The sequence below is a fragment of the Synechococcus sp. BA-120 BA3 genome (assembly GCF_034931285.1).
Lineage (GTDB): Bacteria > Cyanobacteriota > Cyanobacteriia > PCC-6307 > Cyanobiaceae > Cyanobium.
In genome coordinates this window covers 1-639 of record NZ_JAYGHZ010000232.1, presented here as the reverse complement: position 1 = coordinate 639, position 639 = coordinate 1, and the positions used below count along the sequence as shown (strand labels likewise).

Below are 639 nucleotides of genomic sequence, written 5' to 3'. Positions count from 1 at the left end.
GGGGGGCCTGGCCCCGCAGCGTCGCCGTGACCGGGGTGTGCAGATGCACCAGGGAGCCGTGGCGGGCCAGCCGCGGCCGCCGCGGCCGCCGCGGATCGAGGCCCGCCTTCTGCAGCACGGCGGTGATCGTCTCCACCACCAGCTCGTGTTCGTGCCGGTCCTTGCGCGACTGGAGCAGGTCGTCGGCCGGCTCCCCCAGCGGCGCGGTGCCGGCCAGGGCATCGCTGCGCAGCTGGCCCTGCCGCAGGGTGAGCAGCCGTTCCGGCGAGGCCCCCACCAGCGCTTCCCGCTCCGAGCGCTGCCAGAGGAAGCGGCAGCTGCCGGGCTGGCTGCGGCGCAGGTGCGACAGCAGGCTGAGGGGATCGAGGGGACCATCGAGCACCAGCTGCTGGCGCACCGCCAGCACCAGCTTCTGCAGCTCGCCCCGCTCCACCAGCTCCAGGGCCCGGTCGAGGGCGGAGCGGTAACCCGCATGCCAGTGGGAGCCATGGGCGATGCCCACCGGCGGGCCGTGGGCGACGGTGCCGGAAGGGCCGCGACCGGCCAGGGCCTCGAGCCGCTCGCGGGTATCCCAGAGTTCCTCGGCCAGGCTGCGGGCCGTGACGTCGCCCCCCAGGCTGCGCTGCAGCCGCAGCCAGC

At 75.9% G+C, this 639-nt stretch carries 1 protein-coding gene; it reads right to left on the bottom strand.

Features of this window, described 5'->3' with window-relative positions:
- Positions 1 to 639 (bottom strand): chorismate-binding protein (locus VB737_RS07485; protein ID WP_500312279.1); only part of this gene is annotated, 639 nt, incomplete at both ends.